This window comes from Proteiniphilum sp. LBM24028 (assembly GCF_056629195.1).
Genome location: NZ_CM152817.1, coordinates 3,317,782 through 3,341,964 on the forward strand (window position 1 = coordinate 3,317,782; position 24,183 = coordinate 3,341,964).

General features: G+C 45.6%; 14 protein-coding genes. 6 read left to right on the top strand and 8 right to left on the bottom strand.

Going from position 1 to position 24,183, the window contains the following annotated elements:
- Nucleotides 1–45: 45 nt before the first annotated feature.
- From AC1HCU_RS13330 to nadA, 8 genes are all read right to left on the bottom strand, one after another.
- Nucleotides 46–1,986 carry a glycoside hydrolase family 172 protein gene (locus AC1HCU_RS13330; protein WP_480366708.1) on the bottom strand — a complete coding sequence of 647 codons (1,941 nt, stop codon included), beginning with the start codon at nt 1,984–1,986 and terminating at the stop codon, nt 46–48.
- A 21-nt stretch (nt 1,987–2,007) separates the two neighbouring features.
- Nucleotides 2,008–3,180 carry a glycoside hydrolase family 172 protein gene (locus AC1HCU_RS13335; protein WP_480366709.1) on the bottom strand — a complete coding sequence of 391 codons (1,173 nt, stop codon included), beginning with the start codon at nt 3,178–3,180 and terminating at the stop codon, nt 2,008–2,010.
- Nucleotides 3,181–3,284: 104 nt separating this feature from the next.
- A complete protein-coding gene (locus tag AC1HCU_RS13340; RefSeq protein WP_480366710.1) occupies nt 3,285–6,320 on the bottom strand; it encodes a GH116 family glycosyl hydrolase in 3,036 nt (1,011 codons plus the stop codon).
- 75 nt (nt 6,321–6,395) lie between these two features.
- On the bottom strand, nt 6,396–7,592 hold the full coding sequence (locus tag AC1HCU_RS13345; RefSeq protein WP_480366711.1) for a glycoside hydrolase family 172 protein: 1,197 nt from the start codon (nt 7,590–7,592) through the stop codon (nt 6,396–6,398).
- A 60-nt stretch (nt 7,593–7,652) separates the two neighbouring features.
- Nucleotides 7,653–9,428 (bottom strand): L-fucose isomerase, encoded by a 1,776-nt coding sequence (locus tag AC1HCU_RS13350; protein ID WP_480371214.1) that lies wholly within the window; start codon nt 9,426–9,428, stop codon nt 7,653–7,655.
- Nucleotides 9,429–9,584: 156 nt separating this feature from the next.
- Complete coding sequence (locus AC1HCU_RS13355; RefSeq protein WP_480366712.1) at nt 9,585–10,583, bottom strand: LacI family DNA-binding transcriptional regulator; 999 nt, start codon at nt 10,581–10,583, stop codon at nt 9,585–9,587.
- Nucleotides 10,584–10,793: 210 nt separating this feature from the next.
- Entirely contained in the window at nt 10,794–11,897 is a 1,104-nt protein-coding gene (gene ychF, locus AC1HCU_RS13360; protein ID WP_286860294.1) for a redox-regulated ATPase YchF, read from the bottom strand.
- Between the two features lie 139 nt (nt 11,898–12,036).
- Nucleotides 12,037–12,981: a quinolinate synthase NadA gene (gene nadA, locus AC1HCU_RS13365; RefSeq protein ID WP_286860296.1), complete on the bottom strand. Its 945-nt coding sequence runs from the start codon at nt 12,979–12,981 to the stop codon at nt 12,037–12,039.
- Between the two features lie 602 nt (nt 12,982–13,583).
- Here nadA and AC1HCU_RS13370 point away from each other — a divergent pair.
- The 6 genes from AC1HCU_RS13370 (at nt 13,584) to AC1HCU_RS13395 (ending at nt 24,174) form a co-directional block, all read left to right on the top strand.
- On the top strand, nt 13,584–14,591 hold the full coding sequence (locus tag AC1HCU_RS13370) for a tyrosine-protein phosphatase (RefSeq protein ID WP_286860299.1): 1,008 nt from the start codon (nt 13,584–13,586) through the stop codon (nt 14,589–14,591).
- A gap of 193 nt (nt 14,592–14,784) precedes the next feature.
- Nucleotides 14,785–16,503 carry a DEAD/DEAH box helicase gene (locus AC1HCU_RS13375; protein WP_286860300.1) on the top strand — a complete coding sequence of 573 codons (1,719 nt, stop codon included), beginning with the start codon at nt 14,785–14,787 and terminating at the stop codon, nt 16,501–16,503.
- Between the two features lie 218 nt (nt 16,504–16,721).
- A complete protein-coding gene (locus tag AC1HCU_RS13380; RefSeq protein ID WP_480366714.1) occupies nt 16,722–18,017 on the top strand; it encodes an IPT/TIG domain-containing protein in 1,296 nt (431 codons plus the stop codon).
- 16 nt (nt 18,018–18,033) lie between these two features.
- Entirely contained in the window at nt 18,034–21,159 is a 3,126-nt protein-coding gene (locus AC1HCU_RS13385) for a SusC/RagA family TonB-linked outer membrane protein (protein ID WP_286860305.1), read from the top strand.
- A gap of 21 nt (nt 21,160–21,180) precedes the next feature.
- Nucleotides 21,181–23,241, top strand: a complete 2,061-nt coding sequence (locus tag AC1HCU_RS13390) for a RagB/SusD family nutrient uptake outer membrane protein (protein WP_480366716.1) — start codon at nt 21,181–21,183, stop codon at nt 23,239–23,241.
- A gap of 36 nt (nt 23,242–23,277) precedes the next feature.
- Complete coding sequence (locus AC1HCU_RS13395; protein WP_286860309.1) at nt 23,278–24,174, top strand: BT_3044 domain-containing protein; 897 nt, start codon at nt 23,278–23,280, stop codon at nt 24,172–24,174.
- The last annotated feature ends 9 nt before the right edge of the window (nt 24,175–24,183 follow it).

A 24,183-nucleotide genomic window follows, 5' to 3' on the forward strand; every position in this document is an offset into this window, starting at 1 on the left:
TTGTTTGCGTTAAGAGTCGATCTCCTTATCGTTTCTTCAGTCATCCTACTCTATCCGTTCAAGTGTGATAAGTGTGAGTTCAAAAAGATTGGCTTTCCCGTTGTCTCTGACATGTACTGTGATGGAATTCGTCTGGGGAGTGAGTTGTATATCCCCAACATGTACATTCTCCCTGTAACCGTCTTTTCCTGCTTTGGTTGGTATCCAGTCCGAAAGCTGTTTCTGACGTTGCCATATCTGGAAATCGGCACCTTTGGGGCTTTCGTGGTAATTGAGAAGTACCCTGTACCTACCCTCCGGCACATCGTCCAACATCACTCTTACAGCACCCTTACCGAAGGAGGTGAGGGCAAGTCCTCTGTCGAGGATCACCTGAATACCTTTCACAAGGGTTAATTCCATTAGCTGGGGAAAATAGACATGTTTGGATGGCAAATACACTTCCCTCAATATCTCTACCGGCTCCATCCGTTCCTTCGGCGGTCGATCGGTATAATAAAAAGCTATGGAGGTGTAGTCCACGGGAAAATTGTTCCCCACCTCCCCATGTTCCATTCCATGGAAAATTTCACTTTCAAATGAAAGCTTATCCGAGAGGAAAAAACGATAGCCACCGGTACGGTTCATGGGCAGGGAATAATCGAGCGAGCCATGAATTGGCATGCTGATGCCACGATCCCAGCGATCAAGCAAGGCATACCAGCCTCCATTGTAATAATCTTCGGATCCGGTACCGTGCATACGCATCTTACCATCGACAAAAGTGGAATCATCTCCTTCGAAGAATAGTGTCATGCCTGGTCGAAGTCCCTGCGCGCTGTGGATTGTACCCACGTAGTGACCTTTACCTCTGGCCTCCAGAAAGGTATAGAACTCACCCAGTTCCGGTTTCCCGCGTCTCCATAGGCTGTATAGCTTTCCCTCGCTCTTCGGGTTACGTCCGTTGTCGTTGTAATATACCCTCGTGGTAACCGTGAGGGGATTCTGCTGTACTCCTTCCCTCATTTTATAGATCAGCTTCATGGATGCCGAACGGTCAAATGGCATCGGCAGGTAGCAGTAGTTCGTGGTAGCCTGCCGTCCCATGAGAATGCTACGCATGGCCGGCTTGCCATATGCATATCCGAAGAAATCGGCTACAGGGGCGTAGATCGCTTCTATCTTCTCTTTGTCCCACGATGCAGATAACAACACGTCCTTGTATATACCCTCGAAGGCAGTTCCTCCGTCTATCTCAAACCCGACGATGCGACCGCCACCATCCTTTTCAAAGAAGGAAACCTCCTCTCCGGGCTGCAGGGTCAGGGTTTTCTCTACCATCCGGCCACCTTCAGAGAGGCCTGCATTATAGTTCTTTACAGAGGGGGTGATGTCTGCCCAAAGGGTTGCTACCTCCGACAGGAGATTCTTGTCGGAGGGTGAAAACTCACCGGTCCAGCTTTCCACCTTCTTGCCGGGCAGATTACGATATTGTATCTGATGAAACATCAGATGATCACCCTGAAAGACAATCTTGAGTGATTTTTGAAACGGAATGGGGATATAGCTGTAGTATCCGCCAATTTCATTGCCCACCACCGGTTTCACGAAGGGATATACCTTACCGCTAAAAAGATCCATGAAACAGATCTTCAGACGCGGATTATCCTCACCATCAAAAAAGAAGAGAAGTGTGTCGCTGGTTGGGGTGGGGGTCCAGATCCTGTTCACCACGCCCGGTCCGGTGAAGTCCGCCAGCACCAGGTTATTTCCCTCCTTTCGGATATAAGAGTATTGTCCCGAGAAGCCATCGTTATTACCACCGGTACGGTCGTAACTCGATTCCTGTTCAATGAGCTGCCGTTCTCTGTAGAGAGGGAGCTGATCCACTCTTTTCAGCTGCTCCAGTTCGCTGCTCCAGCGGAAGGGGCTGTTTTGTCCCTGCAGGATGGTAGTACCTGTCAGCAGCAGGATTGATAAAAGCAATGTGGTTATGATCGTACGCATTATGAAAAATTTATTGTTTGATTAGTTCATTTCGAGTTCCTGCCAACCGGGTAGCTTGGGGAAGGCAGCATGTGGTTCATTCTGATACCAGAAGGCAGTGGAGGAGATGTCGGACTGTTGGGGAAGGTATCTGCCGCCATGTCGCCAGCCAAGATCCTGGATAGTGATTTTCAGATCCTTTTTAAACCGGATAGGATCCATCACATGCCAGCGGTACATTCCGAAACGTTGTCCCGCACGGTAGGCATAATCGGGAGAGATTACCTGAACCAGTCCCGCGTAAGGTGTGGTGTAGGGGACATATTTCCCCTGGCGGTCGAAATTGTAGGAACCGCAGAAATAATCCTCCGTACCAGTCCCTATGATGGTAGGGAACTTTTTATCTCCATCCATGAAGAATTTGACTTCGCCTTCACCCCACCAGCCATTGTTGTTCACCTGCCAGGCCATGTAAACTCCCACGTAATGTCCTTCCCCCCTGATACCATCCACGATGGTGTAATCGGATGTAGTATTCACCCTGGTCCTGCGGAACTGTGCATGGAAATAGGCGGCATCATCCGGCACCTCCGTAAGCGTATAATCGATCTGATAGTAGAGATTCATCGGCTGCCCGTCGTTGATGTTGGTCATGGTAATACGTGCTTTTTTGCGGAACGGCATGGTCCAGTAACAATTGAAGGCGCTTCCTGGGTTGACTGTCACCGGTAGTGAGTTAAGATGGGCATATTCATTCCATCCCATGCCGAAAAAATGTCCTACCGGCACTTCCACAGAGGGCTCGGTCTCATCATCCCAATATATGCGGATAATAGAGAAGCGCCAGTTACCGGTGGGAGTCATCCATATATGCTGTATGGCACCGGAACCCTCTATCTCAGCCATGGTGAATGTCTCTCCCGGCTGAATGGTGACGTAGGGATTCACTTTCCATCCCTGTCCCAGATCACGGGAAGCATGGGTGGCGTTGGCAGTATTGCGGGGAGCATCAGTATCGGGAGTAGCCATGCCGCCCTTTCCCTTCTCTCCGGTGAAGTTTTCCGGACTGATGGACCGGGACTCCGAATTGGACAAGCGATAGAGGTTACCCATGTTCATATCCAGGCCGTTAAAATCGCGATTCTGGGCATTAATCAGTGAAAAGGAAATCGCGATGAATGCGATTAGCGTTAGATAAAATGTTTTTAGATTCATAATAAATAATTTTTTTGTCAACGCGTTAAGTTAAATTTATACAATTATTAGATTACCCGATTGAATATTACTGGAATTTTCTGTTTGATGTGGGATCGGTTGGATCAATCAGTTTTTGTTGCTCCAACATGAATCCTATTCACCTCTATTCTACCATACAGAACGTTGAGGTAGGGTGTACCGTTTTTCAGAGATACTGTGCCAAAACCTTTTTCGGTTGATAGGAAAGAGGTGAAATCACCAATTTTTGAATCGATATGGAGCGTCTTGTCAACCGCATCGTATCTTACACCTGTAAGTCCCTGCAACATGCCATAACTTGCCATGGCACGGGCATACCAGTGTCCGCATTCATACTCGTTGAAGGGGTTGCGTACCGTCCCGTCGTAACGTTGCCTGCAGGTACGCACGATATCCAGCCCTTTTTCCACCTCTCCCTTCAGCATCAGATGGCTGGCTACCTGATATTCAATTCCGGTCCATACCTCGTTGCTGTAGACAAAGGGGAGCGACAGGGCACCTCCCTTCGGCCAGGTACAAAGAAGCAGTCCTCCATCTTCACCGCAGGCATAAGTAGGCCGCTGCGGATTGTAGTGATCTTCCAGCGTATGTTTCAGATTGTATCGGTGTACAGCCGTCAGGTGACTTTTCACTTTTTCATCCTCAATCCCTTCCGTCAGCCCGCAGACCGATGCCATCCACATGCCCAGGATCCCGTCTGAAAGGCATCCGGAACCATACTGGTATTTGGGACCTTCCTTCTTCAGCAATGTCACTGCCTCATCGGAATAATTTCCACCGAATGACTGTACTTCTGCAGGATTGGGTGCCTGTAGACCCTCCCAGATAATTTTCTGGATGAAATACTCCCCGTCGAAGAGTTCATTCTCCATATAGCTTTTCCCTTTACGCAACAGTTTTTCGTAGCGGCTAATGGGTAGATTCAGCTCTTTACACATGGCGATCATGGCAGTCAATGCTCCCAGGTAAAAGCTTGTGCACATTCCGTCCGGTCCCCAGAACTCAATGTCATAGGTATTGTGGTGAGGCTCCTCCAGATAGCCCTTTTCTTTCGGATCCCAGGTACGGATACAATAGTCGATACTCTTCTGCACAAAGGGAAATAGACGTTTCATCCATTCCGTATCACCACTGATACGCCAGTCCCTGTAAACCTTCATTATTCCTCCCAACTGACCGTCGGCGGCCGCATGGAAGTCGTGCGTGGTGGGTGAGATGGGAATGTTAGACCGGAAGTTCTGATGTCCCTGTTCATCCTGGCTTACCAGGAACTCCGTTTCACGAAGTGTTCTCTCCAGTGCCGGGAAGAGATGGGGAATTGCCTGAGCGTAATTCCATACATGGGTACAGCTACCATGACAACAACCGGCCTCGTCGTTACAGCCTTCCCATGCCCATAGTCTGCCATCGGCAACACGCAGTATAGTGGGAGATTTAAGGATGGTCAGGTTGGCCGCCACCGCCTCCAGCACCTCTGCCGGCAAGGTAGAGCGGTAAAAAGCATCACGGAACAGTCCGGAATAACTTTTCAATTTTTCCTTCTGGTTGTTCCAGTAACTTATCAACTCGTCCAGATTGCGGAATCGCTTTGCATACCAGGGCCTGTAGTAGGGATCCTTCGCATCCGGTATATCGAGTTGTTCGGGAGTGATTCTTTCCCATCCCTCAAGGTTCTCCTTTTCAAAATCAGCAAGTAGGATTGCGGTCTCTGACGGATTCCTCATCGATTCTTCCGGATTGTCGGTCAGGATAAACTGATCGGCAAGAATATGCCCCCATCCATAGGTGTCGAGATCCACGAATTTCAGTCGGCCTTCTTTGCCCTGATATCCTTTCAGATCCCATATCTGTCCGGTCAGCAGTTCACTGTTGTTCCCGGAGGCTGATTTCACAATTTTGTCCTCGATCACGAGATTGACCGAGGTAAGTTCTTTCTTATTTCCGCCACCGATCAGGAATTTCAGGTACCGTCTGTTAATAGGGAAGGGGGGAGAGATCAGTATGCCCACCTGGCCATCACCTCCCGGGTCAAAGGAGTTCAATAAGCCTGCTCCCTGATAACCGGAAACCGTCTGTTGGTTTTTAACTGCTTGTCTGGTGGTTTTGCCCGTAAAAGCATTACCCGTCACAATGGGATGACCGATTGAAAGATCCGATTTCGGCATATACCAGCAGAAGTTCACCTTGATGGTTTTCTCCTCGCCCGGATTCAATATGAATGGCAGATAGACAGATGCACCTGGAGCAATCCCCTCAATGGGAGGATGGTTCACCACCTTTCCCTCCCTGATGTTGTCCCACAGGATGGTCTGGGCATCGAACCAGCCACCCCTGAACCAACAATGGTCGGTGACTGCGCTGTCGTCGTCGAGATAGATGGCAAAACCACCAGGATGAGTCTCTCCGTTTGCAACTGCCTTGGTTAGACGGAAACCATTCCTCTGTGGTACAATCGTTCCCTTATCATCGATAAAATTCCGGGCATTATAGGAGAAAACGGCTTCAATCTCCTGCCTACCGTTGTTTTTAAACGAATATTCCAAGACGCCTACCGGCAGGCTGGAATTGTCCTCATCGGTGGGTACAAAGGGACTCCATCCCTCTATTTGCACGTCGAGTGGAATATCACTGTCCTTCAGCTTGATTGTAGCAAAGGGAAATCGAGCCAGAAAGGACCCTCTGGAAAACCTGGGTAGTCCGTAATTGCGGTTACCCAGCCCGTTTCCGCTTCCCCTCGGCCCAAACAGCTTCCAGGTTGGAACAGTTGACTCCAGCACCTTGGCGCCTTTTTCCAGTCCTTTCACGCTGATGGCTGCAAAGGCATAGGGCACGCTGTAGATCTCCGGCCTGTTGTTCACGGAAAGATGGGAAATCGCACCAGTACCTTCCAGGCAAAACATGCCAGCACCGATTCCACCGATTGGGAAAGCCACTTTACTCAAGTATTCATTCCGGTATTCACCGTTAAAGTCACGTTCCGTCTTTTCAAGTTGAAAATGCAACGTCTCCGTGTTATTTGCCCTCAACAGGTTTTTATCAGCGGGCAGGAGACCGGAAACACCTGAAGCGGCAAGGGTTCCCAAACCCATTTTCTTAATAAATGATCTGCGATTGGTCATGAAAGTTCCTAGTTTTTTTCAATTATCAAAAAAAATTGTAATCATTGGTAATAGAACATTTCCTGGTTTTTATCCTTACTCATTTCCCCACAATTGGGGATCATTCCCTTTTGCTTTCCGCCATGCATCTCTCCAGCGGTGCATATCCATGTGGTTGATAAAGGGCTTCGGCTGGCGTTGTGCTTTCGACGGAGCAGGAGGAAGCATCGCTGCGCTATCCTGGTACCAGTACGCCACAGTGGCAAGATCAAGGGTGAGGTTGTTATTGTGACCGGTCTCAATGGTTCCTTTTACTTCCGTTTCAAAGAAGATGGGATCATTGATAAAGAAGCGGTATACATGGGTTCGTCCCAACCAGCCTACATCGTTATTCACTCTCGGATAACCGAAATGAGGATGTGAGAACGGCTCTTTCGGACACCAGGAAGTGTTGAAGAAGTCCTCCGTACCGGTACCGATCAGGGAAGGGGTCTTCTCTCCGTCGATAAACCACATGTCATCCCCCTCTCCATACCACATGGGAGTAGGGGAGTGCACGTAGTAATTGATCCCGACAAAATGCCCTTTCCCTTTGGTCTCAATGAAAACATAATTCCGGTCTAACTGGGTATTGGGTTTCCACTCACCTGTCAGCGCCCACTCGGTTTCTCCTTCGGGCAAGGCTTTGGACAGGCTGTGATTATACCAGGCATGAAAGCGGCCCATTCCCTCGGGAAGCTCTGCCATCTCCAGAAAATCGATATAGAAATAGAAGGCGTTAATCGTTTTGTCGCTTTGGTTCTCAATCTCAATCCTAGCACCCTTTTCGAATGGCATAGAGAAATAACAGCTCAGTCCGGTTCCCTCTTTTGGTCCTGCAGACAAAGGTAGAGAAGCATAATTATAGCTTTCATTCCATCCTTGGCCGAAAAAAGGCCCGATAGGCGATTCCACGGATGGATAATCGTTTCCGTCCCAATACATCCTGATAATTATATCATTTCTACTGAGTTGGTCGGGTGGTGGAGCAATAGTAATCCAAATATGGTTTATAACACCCACACCATTTATTTCCGCAATAGTTCTTTTTTCACCAGGCTGAAACGGCTCGAGGCGATCTCTGTTCCCTCCTGTTTTATCGGTACTGGAGATCCTTTTGTTCTTTAGGCCCGATTTTATTTGTGCAAGTTCAAACATATCCCCCATAGATCCGGTCTGTGAAAACAGGGGAAGGGTTAGCAGTAAACTTAAAAAAAGAGTGCCTACTTTCAAAAATTTAAATTCTTTCTTCATTGTGTATTCATTAAATTCTTTAAAATTTGACGATTTTTGCCTTAAAACCTCATTTTAAATTTATCTGTAAAGAGGACCGTAAGCGGCACAAGCACGATAGTCGGATCCTTCGTGATCGGAACCAAAAGCCGACCATGCATCGGGTCGGAATATACTGGTTTCATCCACATTATGCATATTCACGGGTATAGACAAAGCCGACGCGAGTGTAATAAGGTCCGCCCCGATGTGTCCGTAGCTTATGGCCCCGTGATTTGCTCCCCAGTAGTTCATCACCTCATAGACATTGGCGAATCGCCCTTTTCCGGTAATACGTGGTACGAAGAACGTAGAAGGCCATGTCTTATCGGTACGCCCATCTATCAGGCGAAAAACATGATCGGGAAAGGTGGCCGTCCATCCCTCAGCAATCTGTAATACCGGCCCCAGACCCTTAATCAGGTTTATGCGGCTCATGGTGACCGGCATACCCGGTTTCGTAAGAAATTGGGAAGAGTATCCTCCGCCTCGCATATATTCTAGCGATGCTGGATACCAGGTTGTAGCTTCCAGCATTTTTTCCACTTCTTCACCGGTAATCTCCCAGAAAGGCTTCATCACCGGATTGCCATTGGCGTCGGACTGCTGGCCGGTACCATCAAGGGTACAGGAACCGGAGTTTTTAAGAAAAATAGCCCCTTGTTTCAATAAACCATCCGGTTTCCATCCGCTGACCCGTTCAATGGCTTCAGGGCTCCAGTAGGTACGTACATCGGCAAAAATTTGTGATCTGTTTGTCAGTAGCTGATTAAACAGCATACTGATCCCATTGAGGTGGTCATCTTCCGTAGCAAAAGTATAAGGTTTGCGGATGCCGTTCCAGTCGAAGGAAGAGTTGAGAATGGCTTCGGAAAAATCACCATCGGGCAGAAAGTCGGTCCACTGACGCTGACCCTGAAAACCGCCGGCAATAGCGTTATGTCCCAAAGCCTCTTCCCCGTAACCCATCCTGTCAAGCACCGGATTTCCGATCATCAGATCACGGAAGATCTGGGTCATTTTCACTACAAATTCCCAATCTTTATCCTTCTGCTCACGATTATGCTTCAGGTGAACTGGATTGTAATCTTCCCCTTCGCGACACATGCATTTTTCTTTCGTCCATTGCATCGCTTTTTTGAATTCATCCTGGTCATATATTCCCAACTGAATCCGGCGCAATATCTCGGTGGCATCCACGAACTCAGTTCGCATTCCCAGATATTCCTGCAGAAAGTCCGGATTCGTCATCGAACCGCCAATTCCCATGGAAACAGATCCAATGGAGAGATAAGATTTTCCACGCATGATCGCCACAGCAAGTCCCGCTCTGGCAAAACGTAGAAGCTTTTCTCGCACATCATCAGGAATAGTATTGTCTCCCACATCTTGCACATCTTTTCCATAAATACCGAAGGCAGGCAAACCCTTTTGGTTATGTACCGCCAAAGCGGCGGAAAGATAGACTGCCCCGGGGCGTTCCGTACCATTAAATCCCCAGATTGCTTTCGGAATCAGCGGATTCATATCGATTGTTTCTGAACCGTAACACCAGCAGGGTGTTACTGACAGGGAAACACCTACATTTTCTCTTTCAAATTTTTCTGCGCACAATGCTGCTTCCTTCACTCCTCCTATACAACTATCCGCAATTACACATTCTACAGGTGTTCCGTCGGGATATCTCAGATTTTCTCTGTACAATTCGGCAGCACTCAAAGCAAGATTCATAGTCGTTTCTTCCAACGACTCTCTGATACCACCCCGGCGGCCATCAATAATAGGGCGAATACCAATTTTTGGATAATTTGTTTTCATCATTTTTGTCTGAGTAAATTTATAAAAGTGTAAGCTCCCTCATTTGTTTTAAGTTATTGTTCTCTACAAACCGATAGAATAGCGTGTAAATATTCCTTCTCCAGGGACCAGCAAAATTTTACACTGTTGTGTTTTATTAAACGTTTAACTTAAATTTCAATCGATCAATTTTGCATCCAGGTAGAATTTCTGGACACCGGTTTCATTTTTTTCAATCTGGTCAAACAGAACTTTCAGTGATTTCTTTGCCATTTCTTCGATCGGTTGTTTAATATAGGGAATCCGGTAAGTAAGTAACTCGAGGGCTTCGGCTTCATCAAAACACATAACCTGTATGTTTCTCTGAATGATTAGCCCTCTTTTCGATAAGGATTTAATTCCTGCAATTGAAATTGAATTGGTTGCAAAGAAAAAGGCATCCACTTTGTTGGGAAGGTTTAATAATTGCGAAACAGCAAGTTCAATATCCTCTCTTAATGATTGATAACTCACTTCCTTCAAATTTTCAGGATTGTATACACCAGCCTCTTCCACGGCTTTCACAAAACCTCTTTTCCGCTCATTCATATGAAACTGATTTTGTTTATAGGATATGAATGCCGGATTTTTACAACCCTTTTCCAACAGTTGCTTTGTGGAGTGATAGCAAATGTCAAAATTATTGATTAATATCGATGAAGCTTCTAAATCGGGAAAGCTTCTGTCAACCAGAACAAGGGGTTTTTTAATTTCCAACAGCGATTGGATTATTTTCTCACCTCCCTCGGCAGGAGTAATAATAAGTCCGTCAACCTGGCGTGAATTGAGGAATGTGATCATTTTTTGCATTTCGTCCAATTTTTCGTTGGTATTCCCGATAATTACAGTATATCCCTCTTTTTCAGCATAATTCTGGATATGCAGTGCCAGCGTTCCAAAAAACACGTTAGATATATCGGCCACAATTAATCCGATGGATTTTGAGTGCCCTATTTTCAATCCTTTCGCAAGACTATTGGGAATATAATTCAGTTCGGCTGCTTTATCCAATATCCGCTGAGACATCTCCTTGCTTACCCTTCCATGCTGGTTTTTTCCATTCAGCACAAGAGAAACGGTAGCCGAAGAGACACCAATTTCAGACGCAATTGTTTTTAAGGATACCTTTTTTAACATTCCGTTGTGTAGTTATACCTGATAACAGATTTTAATGCAAAAAAAACAAGTTAAACGATTAATTACAAATTTTTTTATATGTTATACAGCATAAAAAATTAAAAGTTATAAAAAATAGGTTTTTAATTTACATTAAACATAAACAGGTTTTGATGAACTGATTGTTTAAGCTCTGGTTAAGTTTAAAGTTCGTGTGTTCTTCGGAAAATTCTACACATTAAACCGGAAGTGCATGATATCGCCGTCCTGTACGACATATTCTTTTCCTTCCACGCTCATTTTACCGGCCTCTTTGACTGCATTCTCCGAACCGTAGGCAATATAGTCAGCATACTTGATTACTTCGGCGCGAATAAATCCTTTTTCAAAATCGGTATGAATCACTCCGGCACACTGCGGTGCTTTCCACCCTTTTTCGAACGTCCAGGCGCGGACCTCCTGCACACCGGCCGTGAGAAAAGTTTGCAAGTTTAAAAGGCGGTAGGCCGATTTGATAAGCCGGTTCACCCCCGATTCCTCGAGACCTATTTCCTGCAAAAACATTTGACGCTCTTCATAAGTATCAAATTCTGCTATCTCCGATTCAATCTTGGCTGCTACGATCAGTATTTGGGCATTTTCATTTTTTATAGCCTCACGCACAGCTTCAACGTATGCATTCCCATCTACAGCACTTGTTTCGTCTACATTGCATACATACATTACCGGTTTCGCAGTAAGTAAAAAAAGGCCCTGAGCAGTCTTTTTTTCATCTTTGGTTTCAAACTCCACTGTTCGTGCCGATTCGCCGCGCAACAAAGCTTCACGAATTCTGGCATATACCTCAAAAGCCAGTCTAGCCTCCTTGTCGCCTCCCGTCTTTGCCTGTTTTTCCACCTTGGCAATACGGGCTTCTATCGTCTCAAGGTCTTTCAACTGCAGCTCGGCATCGATGATTTCTTTGTCCCTCACCGGATCAACAACTCCATCTACATGTGTCACATTTTCATCGTCAAAACAACGCAGTACATGCAAAATGGCATCTGTTTCCCTAATATTGGCCAGGAATTTATTACCTAGTCCTTCCCCTTTACTTGCACCCTTCACAAGGCCGGCAATGTCTACTATCTCTACCGTGGTTGGCACAATCTTTTGGGGATGAATAAGCTCGGCCAGTTTATTCAATCTTTCATCGGGAACTGTTATCACACCTACATTTGGTTCAATAGTGCAAAAAGGAAAATTCGCTGCCTGGGCTTTTGCATTCGACAGACAGTTGAAAAGGGTGGATTTACCTACATTGGGAAGTCCCACGATACCACATTGAAGTGCCATGTTGTTTTACTTTAAGTGTGCTTTGTCTAAAAAACGAGGAATGGAGGCAAAGCAAATATTTTTATTTTTTTGCGGGTGCAAAGGTACAAAAAAGGGATCAGTTTATCAATTCAAGGGATCTCTTGCTAAATATAGCTTTTTATAAACCATGACGAGCCGATATTTCCAACATCCGTTCAATGGGTCTCACGGCTTTTAGCCTGATCTCCTCTTCTACAAAAATCTCCGGCTTTTCATTTTTAAGACACAGATATAGCTTCTCCAATGTATTCATTTTCATATAAAAACATTCGTTGCAGGCACAGGTGGAATCTTCCGGTGGTGCCGGGATAAACAGCTTGTCGGGATTCTCTTTTTGCATCTGGTGTAATATACCTGCTTCGGTAGCAACGATAAACTGTTTTTTATCAGAATGAGTGGCATATTTAAGTAGGGATGAAGTAGAACCTACGTGGTCAGCCACTTCAAGCAAATATTTCGGACATTCGGGGTGAGCAAGGAGTAAGGCCTCCGGATATTCTTTTTTTAAAGCCAGTATTCTCTCAAGCGAAAATTGTGCATGCACGTGACAGACACCATCCCAGAGCAACATACTCCTTCCCGTGAGTTTATTGATATAATCACCAAGGTTTTTATCGGGACCGAAAATTATCTTTTCTTCTTCTGGAAGTGATTCAACTACCTGCTTGGCATTTGTTGATGTAACAACGATATCAGTCAATGCTTTCACCGCTGCACTTGTATTCACATAGGAGATCACGGTATAGTCTGGATGGGACTGCACAAATTTCTCAAAGTCATCTGCTGGACAACTCTCCGCCAAAGAACAACCGGCCATCAAATCGGGAATAAATACCCTCTTTTCAGGACTTAGAATTTTTGCTGTTTCTGCCATAAAGTGAACACCACACAGTACAATGATATCTGCCTTGGTTTTCGCTGCCCATTGAGCCAGTGCAAGACTATCCCCTACAAAATCGGCGATATCCTGTATATCGGATTCCTGGTAGTAATGCGCCAAAATAATGGCATTTTTTTCTTTTCTTAATAGATTTATATTTTGAATGATCTCTTCCTTTGTCATAATCTATTTATTATATATATAGTTTTAAATAAAAAAAGAAATATGATGATAATGATTGCCTGTTGAAATTGTTGATTAATTTATATTCTAATTTATCCGAAAAAGGTTATCGAATAAATGCGGAATGATATCATTTGTTTTCAACAGATATATATTACTTTTTCTATTCATAATCAGCAATCTATAAAAGTTTTCAACTGCTGTTCACAAAAGGCAAAGTTAATAATTTATTTCGTTTTCTTCCCTATTGGTCTGTTGAAAAGCAATGGAAACTTTGCCGTAAAAAATGTATAATAAATTTGTAGATATGCAAAATATTTTTATTCCAAAATCGGTTTTGAATAAAAAAAACAAATTATCAATTTCTTTCTACAATTCCTGCACAAGTTATCCACAATTATCAGTTTCTTCCAAAATTGTCTCAATGAACTAAAAAATAAAGTATTAAAAAGAAAAATGAATAATTATATATTGTTAATACTCTTTTTTACCTCTTTTTGTAGAACAAAGTTTTTATACTTTTGTTTCTATATATTGGGAAGGTGAAGAAACTATATTCCATACTATCTGCTTGCTTGCTGATTTTTCTGACTTACTCCTGTATGTCGACAGTAAAGATAACGTCCGTGGTAGAGAAAGACCGGGAAGGGGACTTTCTGCTCAAATGGGAAGTCAGTCCCGATCAGGAAGGAAGCATAGATATCTACTCCTCGCTTACCGACAGTTCCCTTACAAGTTTTACGCCGGTGGCTACGTCACGTATTGCCGATCAGGTACTCCGCGTGAATCCCACAGGCTCAGGTTTAAGGGAGTATTTCATTTTGCGTACGGCTGGTGTACAGTCGGGTGTGGTGGCAAACCGGGTTATTGAGATGAATAACATCAAAAATTTCCGCGACGTCGGCGGTTACTTTACAACCGACAACCGGCAGATGAAATGGGGTGAGATCTATCGTTCCGGGAATCTCAGCAACGCTACCCTTTATGATCAGGAACGTATCCGCCGGTTGAAAATAAAGACGGTAATTGATTTTCGTTCCGAAAGAACTGCAGGAAAATATCCAATACTCCTTCATCCATCCATCAGAAAAATAGCTTTACCCCTGGCTCCCATGGATGCAGGAAAGCTGGATGAACAAATGAAAGATGAACATTTCGATCGCAGCGATGCCATCCGGTATGTGCAGGAGGAGTATATAAATCTGGTAGAAAATCATAAAACTCAGTTTGCTGAAATGTTCGATCTGCTTGCCAATGATAGTAATTATCCCGTCCTTTTGTCAGGTTCATTGGGCAAAGACGGTGTGGGAATAGCCACTTATTTTATTTTATATGCCATAGGAGTGCCGCAGAGTACCATTGAGCAGGATTATATGCTCTCCAATCAGCATATTGATCCGGCCAAAGCTGAAATAGATGCCAGAAACCTTTCCGAATCAATGCAAGAAGCCGTAACGGCGATGTTGTCGGTCAACAGGGCCTATCTCAATTATGTGGTAGATTACATCAAACAACAATATGGATCTGTGGACAATTATCTGGAGAAAGAACTTAGAGTGACGAGCGGCAAAAGAAATTTATTAAGAAAATTCCTACTTTATCCTTTCTGATTCACATTTATTCGATTTATTTTCATACCTTTGCAGCCGATTTTTTTTAGGTGGTTTTTATATCCTTTACCAAAACAGGTTATAATCATCCCCAAAAATCACAGACAGACATTGAATTTTCTCTCATCTTTATAAAGTTGGTAATGTGGAGTACGGAGAAAGATCAATACACCCACATTTATAATTTATACAAATGAGTACATTTCAAGAACTGGGTATAATCCCTGAAATTCAGCAAGCGGTTGCGGAATTGGGATTCGAACAGCCCATGCCGGTACAGACAGAGGTAATTCCTCAGTTGCTGGCCAACACACGCGATATTATCGCGCTCGCACAAACAGGAACCGGAAAAACAGCTGCTTTCGGGATTCCAATTATTCAGAAAACAGACATCGGTTTGCTGTCACCACAGACTCTTATTCTCTGCCCCACGCGGGAACTCTGTTTACAGATCGCGGGTGACCTCACCGACTATTCTGCATATGTGGAAGATATAAAGATTCTTCCGGTATATGGCGGATCGAGCATCGAAAGTCAGATACGTACCCTGAAAAGAGGGGTCCATATCATCGTGGCTACCCCCGGAAGACTTATCGATCTGATTAAGCGTAAGACAGTATCACTCAGTAACGTACATACCATGGTGCTGGATGAAGCAGATGAGATGCTGAACATGGGTTTCTCTGAGGACATCGATGAAATTCTTTCCTATCTGCCGCAGGAGCGGAGCATGTTGCTGTTTTCTGCTACGATGCCGAAGGAGATTGAAAAGATTACCCGGAAGTATATGCAGGATCCGATAGAGATTACTATCGGTCGAAAAAATGAAGGAGCACAAAACGTGCGACACATCTACTTCATGGTGCATGCCAAAGACAAATACCTGGCATTGAAGCGTATCGTGGATTACTATCCCAATATTTACGGTATCATCTTCTGCCGTACCCGCAAAGAAACCCAGGAAATAGCCGACAAGCTACTCCAGGACGGCTATGATGCAGATTCATTGCATGGTGATCTCTCGCAGGCACAGCGTGACTTTGTGATGGCAAAATACCGGAATCACAATCTCCAGCTTTTGGTTGCGACCGATGTGGCTGCACGCGGACTGGATGTGGACGACGTGACCCATATCATCAACTTCGGATTGCCCGACGACTTCGAGATCTACACGCATCGCAGCGGGAGAACCGGCAGAGCTGGAAAGACAGGTACCTCAATATCCATCATCCATACCAAGGAGAAAGGGAAAGTTACACAGATCGAAAAACTGATCAACAAGAAATTTGAGAAAAGAGAAATTCCCAAAGGGGATGTGATTTGCGAGAAACAGTTGTTCAACTTTGTGGATAAGGTTGAAAAGGTAAAGGTAAACGAAGGGGAGATAGAACGTTTGTTGCCTTCCATATTTCGTAAACTGGAATGGCTGGAGAAGGAGGATATTATTAAACGTATTGTTTCCCTGGAGTTTAATCGTTTAATTGAGTATTATCAGCTGGCGGAAGAAATAGAACAACCGCAGGAATACCCATCCAGACGGGGGCGCGATGAATCACGCGGAAAAAGAGGAGAGAGACAGGAGAATGGATCACGTAAGGCTGAGAAAGGATATACCCGTTTGTTTATCAACGTGGGTAAAATTGATAATGTGAACCCTGCCACCCTCATGGGCTTTATTAACGACAATGTAAAGGGGAAGGTACCAGTAGGACGTATCGACCTGATGAAAAACTTTTCCTTTTTTGAAGTACCGGAAGAGCTTGCGGGAAAAATTGTCAATACTTTTCGCGGCATGTATATAGAAGACCGGAAGCTGATTGTACAGCTGGCACAGGAGGCTGAGAGATCAGGAAATGGGAGAGCTAAATCTGAATTTGGCGGGAAAAAGCGAAAAAATAAAAAACGGTATTAACTCAATCAACTATAAACAAGTCGAAACGGGGCCTCAGCCCCGTTTTTTTATGTGCCCTAAAATCTTAACAAAAACGTAGCGCAAGTGTAGCCGTTCTGTAACATTTATAACAGACCTTTGTGCCCTGAAATCCCACAAATAAAATTGGCATATTAAGTAATATGAAAGTGTTTAATATTTGTAGAGCATGGCTGTTATGGTGTACCGTTTCGACTTTAATGGCTCTTTTTTTACTGTTATCCTGCAAAAACGATGCGGAAACACATTCCGGACAACTACATGATCCCTCGAAACCGGTTGTCGTGACAACCTTTTCACCGACTGAGGGAGGAGCGAAAGATAAGATCCTATTAAATGGAGAGAACTTCGGGACAGATGCCAGCCGGATTGAAGTCTATTTCAACAACAAGAAAGCGGCAGTGGTTTCTTCCAGCGGTAATCGTATTTACGCTATCGTACCCCGCCTGCCGGGCGATAAACCGGTAATCAAGGTGGTGGTGGGTGAAAATTCTGCCACATACGATGAATCCTTTCTGTATACTCCGCAGGCACAGGTAACCACGGTGACCGGGAACGGCACGCAAGATTTCCTCGAGGGGCCACTCGATCAGGCTCATGTGTATGGAAAGTATCTGGACCTGGATGCCGAAGGGAATCTCTTTATGTCATGGCGCGATGGCGGTACCTGGGGGGTAGCCCGGATCAGTGAAAAGGAAAATATAGTTACCGCATTATATGAGGCCAAAACGACAACAGAACGTGTATTATACGCAAACGGACTTACAGTGGACCGTGCGACCGGTATCCTTACTGCTTCTCATGAATCGGTGCCGGAGGTGTTCTTCTCCTTTGATCCTCGCGAAGCATGGAACCCCCGTCAGCGAAACGCCAAATTCTCTGCATCAGACTATGCTTCGATCGTGTGGAACGACCGTTATGCCAACTTTGTTACGTTCAGTCCTTACGACAATCATCTCTATACCCGATTCCGGGATGGAAAGATCGCCAGAATTAATCCGGATACGTATGAGGCCACGATCATTCACCAAGGCCCTTACGGATCGCAATATGGACAAGGTATTAACCCCAAGAAGCCATGGGAACTCTATATTACCCTGCATTCCAATGCAAGCCCCGTGGAATTCAGACAGGGTATCATGATGCTTGATCTACGTAATCCCGATAGCGGGTTTAAACGTCTGAATGCACCGGGAGGAAGTGGCTTTCGTGATGGCCCCGTCGAAGACGCCTTATTTAACTATCCCAAAGATATCAAGTTCGATAACGATGGAAACATGTTTATCGCTGACTACGGAAACCATTGTGTCCGCATGCTCTCTGCCGATGGCATTGTCTCCACAGTGGCCGGCCAGCCGGGTACTGCAGGCTACAAAGATGGTGGCCCAGTGCAATCACTTTTCAGAAACCCCTGGGGTGTCGCCATCAATGAACTGGGAGAAATTTATATTGCCGATTGGGGAAACGCCCGGATTCGCAAATTGGTTATAGAATAATAAATCTACTGATAAAATGAAGATTATCCACACTTTGTGTGTCCTTTCCTTGTGCCTTTTGCATACGGTTGCTTACGCACAACAAACAGAACAATTAAGTATCTCCGGTACCGTGCTCGATGAGCTTGGCAAACCCCTTCCAGGTGTTTCAATATATGTGAAGGACAGACCCACTGCAGGCATTGCCAGTAATGACAAGGGAAAATTCTCCATTAAAGTGGAATATGGCGACCGGTTGGTTTTTACTTTCGTAGGCTATGAGCCGATGGAGCACGTCTCAATAAAATCTGTTGATAACCTGGTCATGCAATTCACCGAAATGGGAGTGGGACTGGAGGAATTCGTCGTAGTCGGCTTGGGAGCAAAAGAAAGAAAAATCAGTTCCGCGGGGGCTATCACTACGGTGGGCGTGAAAGAACTCCAATCCCCGGCTCCATCTATCGCCAACTTGCTTGGTGGTCGGGCGGCAGGCGTAATCTCCTTGCAAAACAGTGGTGAACCGGGAAAGAACATATCAGAGTTTTGGGTGCGCGGCATCGGTACATTCGGTGCCAGCAGCAGTGCTCTCGTGCTTATAGACGGTTTGGAGGGTGACCTCAACACGATAGATGCCGCCGATATCGAGAGCTTCTCCATCCTGAAAGATGCCGCTGCTACCGCTGTATATGGAGTAAGAGGAGCCAATGGGGTGGTGCTGGTCACCACCAAAAAAGGGACCGTAGACCGCATACAGATTACAGGCAGGGCAAATCTTACCTTATCGGGACTAAACCGTCTACCGGATTATTTGTGTGCCTATGATTATGCCCAGCTGGCTAACGAAGCCAGTGTAGTTCGTGGTGATGCCCCCCTGTACGACGATACGGAGATGGGAATCATCCAGTATGGTATGGATCCGGATATGTACCCGGATGTAAACTGGCAGGACGAAATTCTGAAAAATAACTTTTGGCGCCACAGCTATTACGTGAGTGGACGGGGTGGGAGTGAGGTAGCCCGTTATTTTCTCAGCCTGGGTGCAAGCAGTGAATCCGCTGCTTATAACGTAGATAAAAACAGTATTTACAGCTCCAATGTAGGGTACGATACCTACAATTACAGGATAAACCTCGACCTGAACCTCACCAACACGACTACTGTCTACTTTGGTTCAGATGGTTTCTATTCTCAGTTTGATCAGCCGGGAATCGCAAATACGAGTTATATCTGGAACGCGCAGGCCCGGCTCACTCCGCTGGCTATCCCTACAATCTATTCCAACGGTCTCTACCCCGGTATCGGCGATGCTGCACAATCCTCTCCATATGTGATGATCAACCGTACCGGGAAAGCCTCTGACCAGGCGTTTAAAGGGAAGGCTACGTTGGCATTGAGCCAGGATCTCTCCAGTCTGTTGGATGGGTTGAAATTCAGGATTCAGGGAGCCTACGATATTCACAGCTTCTTCTCAGAGAGAAGATATATTCAACCCTCTCTCTACGAAGCTACCGGACGTAATTACGACGGCTCACTCATCATGCTTGAAAGAGTACAGGCGAAAAGCGCTTCCTACAGCAAATCCACCCAACAGTATCGCAAGTATCACCTGGAAGCTGTACTTAATTATGATAAGATCTTCGGAGAGGATCACCGCACATCAGCGTTGGTTTATTATTACATCAGTGACGCCAAGCATTCGCAAGACGCGACAAACAACCTCGAAGCCATTCCACTGCGTTATCAGGGAGTTTCAAGCAGGTTGACTTATGGTTTCCGTGACACTTATTTCTTGGATGCTAACTTTGGGTACACCGGATCCGAGAATTTTCAGCCGGGCAGGCAATATGGATTTTTTCCATCAATTGCCTTGGGATGGGTGCCGACAAGCTATGATTTTATGCAGGAGGCTGCGCCATGGATGAATTATTTCAAGATCAGAGCTTCATACGGTAGTGTGGGAAACGACCGCATCACCAGTATACGTTTTCCTTATTTGACCAAGGTCAACGAAGGTACCGGATCTGTATGGGGTGTACCGGGAATTGAGACAATAAGCGAGACACGTATCGGGGCAGACAACCTTGCCTGGGAGAGGGCAATCAAATCGAACCTCGGATTTGAAGGCAAGCTTTTTAATAACAAGTTGGATTTTGTAATCGATTTTTTCAAAGATCAGCGGAACGGTATCTTTCAACAAAGGGTGCAGGTTCCGGAGTACGTGGGCGTGATCTCCAACCCCTTTGCCAACGTGGGACGCATGAAGAGTTCCGGAGCCGACGGAAATATCAGTTATTCCACGGATATTACTCCCGAGCTGGGTTTCACAGTACGGGGAAACTTCACCTATTCAAAAAACAGTGTGCAAAACTGGGAGCAGGCCTACCTCGAATATCCTTATCTGGAGTATAATGGTTTCCCCTACAACTCCATCCGAGGGTACCAGGCACTCGGTCTCTTCAAAGATGAGGATGATATCAAATACAGCCCGCAACAGACCTTTGGGCCGGTGATGCCCGGAGACATCAAGTATAAGGATATCAATGGTGACGGGGTGATCAACAGCATGGATAAAGTACCCTTGACGCATAGCAATTATCCATTGACGATGTATGGCATAGGCGGGGAGCTGCGTTACAAAAAATTTACGCTGGGAGTGTTGTTCAAAGGAACCGGAAAGACTTCGTTCTTTTATGTGGGACAGTCCACTAGCGTGAATAGTGTGACAGAAGTAAACGGCATGGGTTACATGCCTTTTTTTCAGGGTAATCAGGGCAATGTGCTCAGCCTGGCTGCCGATCCTGCGAATCGGTGGATACCCAAGGACTATGCGTTGGCACATGGCATAGACCCTGCTTTGGCTGAAAACCCCGATGCACGTTTCCCGCGACTGCAATATGGTAACAATGCCAATAACAGTCAGCTTTCTACTTTCTGGGAGGGAGATGCACGCTACCTGCGTCTACAGGAAGTGACATTGAATTATCATCTCAATCATGATTTTATTAAGAAGTTCGGAGTCTCTTCCATCGACTTGCAATTTGTTGGCAACAACCTGTACATTTGGGATAAGGTGAAAATTTTTGATCCGGAACAGGCAGCATGGAACGGTCGTATTTACCCGATACCTACAACCTACGCAGTCCAGATATATCTTAATCTATAATATTACAAAATATAAAGCGCAATGAAGAATTCGATAAGTATCAAAAAGATAATCCTGGGAGTAGTTGTGGCTTTAATCAGCTTCGCGACAACCTCTTGTAAGGATTATCTGAATATAGATAATTACTTTGACGACGAATTTAATATTGATTCAGCATTCGTCAATGCCCGCTATATTGAAGCTTACATGTGGGGGGCTGCGGCGATGTTTCCAGACGAATCACAGACTATCAGGTTTGGTTTCACTCCCGGGCCAATGGCTGCCGATGAAGGATTTAACGGGTTAACAGGCGGGGGTTCCAGCAATGTGTATTATGGAATGGATTTTGCTACCGGGCGCATTACTCCTGATTTTTTTGGAGATTCCAACCCCAACCTGAATCAATGGAACAACTTTTACAAAATCATCCGTAAGACAAATAATGTTCTGCAAAATCTTGGTATGCCCAGAGATCTGACCACCGCCGACCGGCTACGGATTGAAGGATATACACGCTTTATCCGCGCATATGCCTACTATAACTTATTGGTGGACTATGGCCCGCCAATTCTTCTGGGAGATGAAGTGGTAAATACCAACGAGTCGTTGGAATATTACGATCGTCCGAGAGCAACCTACGACGAAGCAATGGAATATGTTTGCGGTGAGTTTGAGAGGGCAGCGGAACTGCTTCCCGAGGAAGTGGGTATTCTCGATTTCGGTCGCCCGACCAAAGGAGCTGCTTATGGCTTAATCGCAAGACTAAGACTGATTCATGCCAGTCCATTGTTTAACGGTGGACCTGTTGCCAGTTCCTATTTTGGAAGTTGGAAGCGCTCCACGGATGGTGTACACTACGTATCCCAGCAATACGATGAAAGTCGCTGGGCATTGGCGGCAGCAGCTGCCAGAAGGGTGATCGATATGGGCATTTATAAGCTCTATACGGTAAAAGCAGATGAGAATACTCCTGCACTCCCTGTAGGGGTAACCACTGATCCGAATTTCTATGGTAGCTATCCTGATGGAGCCGCAGGAATCGATCCTTTCAGATCCTATTCTGATATTTTTACCGGGGAAGCCGTATCGGCGATTAATAAGGAACTGATCTGGGGTAGAAACACCTCCTATCTCAACGAGTATATCAGCCGGGGCTCTTTTCCTCCCTCGCTGGGTGGCTGGGGACGTTTCTGCGTGACACAAAAGGTGGTAGATGCTTACCTGATGGCAGACGGTCGCACCAGAGAAGAAGCGCGTGGTGATACGTACTTTGAGGCGGTAGCCGACCTTCCTGCGGGAGGAACCTTTGACGATCTTTTTACCGAACAGCCGAAGTCGTTCTCAGGATACCCGATGAACGCCGGCGTATTTAAAATGTACGACAACAGAGAGATGCGCTTTTATGCCTCTGTAGGTTTTAATGAAGCGGTTTGGCAGGCATTGTCCAGCACAACACAGCATATGCACACAGCAAAATATTACTACCAGGATGTTGACGGCAGGGGAGGTGTTACTGCGACTTCGCCAAACTACCCGATCACGGGCTATGTGATCAAGAAGTATAATCACCCCTATGATGCATTTAACGGTACCGGGGCACGTCATATACCGAAAGCATACCCCATTATCAGGTACGCAGAGATCTTGCTGTCATATGCCGAGGCACTTAACAACTTAACGGGTAGCCATAATATCCAGCTGGGTAATCAGCAATATACGCTTACCCGAGATATCGATGAGATCAAGAACTCCTTTAATCTGGTTCGCTACCGCGCCGGACTACCCGGCCTGTCGTCGGATCAATTGAACAGCAAGGCCGAAGTGCAACAAGCGGTTGAACGTGAACGGATGGTGGAGTTTTTATGGGAGAACAGGCGTTTCTACGATGTGCGTCGCTGGGGCATCTACGAAGAGTCGGAACGTGAACCAATCCGTGGAATGAACCCCGATGGTGCCGACCGTGAGAGTTACTACAGACGTACCATTCCGGCCACATCGTCTTATCTTTCCCGTGTAGTAGACAAAAAACTGATCTGGGTACCCATTCCTCGTTCCGAGACGCGCAGATTACCTTCGCTGGATCAGAATCCAGGATATAATTAAGATTTAGTAGAACAAGCAGAAAACGATACAAAACAGATGAAACAGATATTATTGGGCTTAATGATATTGATGGGGATCGTGACATCCTGCAACGACGATGCGATCTTTGAAAAGGAGATGTATAAAAATGAAGTTGCCTTGATCAGCAGCGACTACTACAACTCTTTCAAGGAAGTAGTTCATTTAACCGGTGAGGAGGTGACAGGGTATATTGCTGTCTCGGTGGGTGGCACACATGCACCCGGAAATGATTTGATTATAGGACTGGAGGAAGACCCGGCACCCTTGGCATTGTATAATTATTCACTTTATGATGCCGATGAGAGCCTGTATGCCAGGGCACTCCCCAATGATAAGTATGAGATTGCCAAGTATGAAATTCATGTTAAAGCTGGCGAACGTACCGGAAGGACCATGATCACATTGCGACCCGAGGGTCTTTCGCCTGACTCAACCTATTTTATAGGATTGCGTGCCACCGATATTTCCGGCGTAGCGCTTAACCCGAAAAAAAGTACGATCCTGTATCAGGTACTTCTGGAAAACGACTATGCTTCTCAGGCAACCAATTCATTTTATACAATGACAGGGATGGTTGACGGCATGGTGACAGCTGCAAACAAAGAGCTTTTTCCCCTCACCCACAACAGTGTGCGAATGATCGCAGGAAATGAGACATTTGTCTCCACTGTGACAGCGCTCGAAGAGAGTTCGCTAATCCTGGAAGTGGCAGAAGATGGCCACGTAATGATTAAGCCTTACGGCACAATTCAGGTGACCCAACTGAATGATGATCCCAAATATCCGAACAAGTTTATGATTGAAGAGGCTTACGGACAGAAGACCAATGTTTTTTTGCTGTCGTACGCATATACGATCGGGAAAGTGACCAAGGTCATGAAGGAGCGTGTTGAAATGCAGATGAGGAACTAGAATAAAACT

What these genes read in the sequence shown, in the direction of transcription:
- AC1HCU_RS13355 (WP_480366712.1), bottom strand. Translation starts at nt 10,583, where the DNA reads ATGTTAAAAAAGGTATCCTTAAAAACAATTGCGTCTGAAATTGGTGTC.
- AC1HCU_RS13370 (WP_286860299.1), top strand. Translation starts at nt 13,584, where the DNA reads ATGTCGACAGTAAAGATAACGTCCGTGGTAGAGAAAGACCGGGAAGGG.
- AC1HCU_RS13345 (WP_480366711.1), bottom strand. Translation starts at nt 7,592, where the DNA reads ATGAAGAAAGAATTTAAATTTTTGAAAGTAGGCACTCTTTTTTTAAGT.
- AC1HCU_RS13375 (WP_286860300.1), top strand. Translation starts at nt 14,785, where the DNA reads ATGAGTACATTTCAAGAACTGGGTATAATCCCTGAAATTCAGCAAGCG.
- AC1HCU_RS13385 (WP_286860305.1), top strand. Translation starts at nt 18,034, where the DNA reads ATGAAGATTATCCACACTTTGTGTGTCCTTTCCTTGTGCCTTTTGCAT.
- AC1HCU_RS13335 (WP_480366709.1), bottom strand. Translation starts at nt 3,180, where the DNA reads ATGAATCTAAAAACATTTTATCTAACGCTAATCGCATTCATCGCGATT.
- AC1HCU_RS13350 (WP_480371214.1), bottom strand. Translation starts at nt 9,428, where the DNA reads ATGAAAACAAATTATCCAAAAATTGGTATTCGCCCTATTATTGATGGC.
- AC1HCU_RS13330 (WP_480366708.1), bottom strand. Translation starts at nt 1,986, where the DNA reads ATGCGTACGATCATAACCACATTGCTTTTATCAATCCTGCTGCTGACA.
- nadA (WP_286860296.1), bottom strand. Translation starts at nt 12,981, where the DNA reads ATGACAAAGGAAGAGATCATTCAAAATATAAATCTATTAAGAAAAGAA.
- AC1HCU_RS13380 (WP_480366714.1), top strand. Translation starts at nt 16,722, where the DNA reads ATGGCTCTTTTTTTACTGTTATCCTGCAAAAACGATGCGGAAACACAT.
- AC1HCU_RS13395 (WP_286860309.1), top strand. Translation starts at nt 23,278, where the DNA reads ATGAAACAGATATTATTGGGCTTAATGATATTGATGGGGATCGTGACA.
- AC1HCU_RS13340 (WP_480366710.1), bottom strand. Translation starts at nt 6,320, where the DNA reads ATGACCAATCGCAGATCATTTATTAAGAAAATGGGTTTGGGAACCCTT.
- ychF (WP_286860294.1), bottom strand. Translation starts at nt 11,897, where the DNA reads ATGGCACTTCAATGTGGTATCGTGGGACTTCCCAATGTAGGTAAATCC.
- AC1HCU_RS13390 (WP_480366716.1), top strand. Translation starts at nt 21,181, where the DNA reads ATGAAGAATTCGATAAGTATCAAAAAGATAATCCTGGGAGTAGTTGTG.